Raw genomic sequence first — 239 nt, forward strand, 5'->3', positions numbered from 1 at the left:
CATCGGCCAGGCTGCGGGTACGGCGGAACGGTGGCAGTGAATCGAGGAAAACCCGGCCGTAACCCCGGTTGAGCAGGCGGGGTGCACAGCACCAGCACGCCGCGGTCGCTCTCGCTGCGGATCAGGCGGCCGACCCCCTGCTTCAATGCGATCACCGCCTGCGGCAGCTGTTCATCACGGAACGGGTTGCCGCCCTGGCTGCGGATCGCCTCCAGCCGCGCCTCGTAGACCGGGTCGTC

General features: G+C 69.5%; 1 protein-coding gene. It reads right to left on the reverse strand.

The window, feature by feature from the left end:
* Positions 1-239 (reverse strand): helicase C-terminal domain-containing protein (locus tag HMPREF0072_RS11680; RefSeq protein WP_282633369.1); only part of this gene is annotated, 239 nt, incomplete at both ends.

The sequence above is a fragment of the Anaerococcus lactolyticus ATCC 51172 genome (genome assembly GCF_000156575.1).
Classification (GTDB): domain Bacteria; phylum Bacillota; class Clostridia; order Tissierellales; family Peptoniphilaceae; genus Anaerococcus; species Anaerococcus lactolyticus.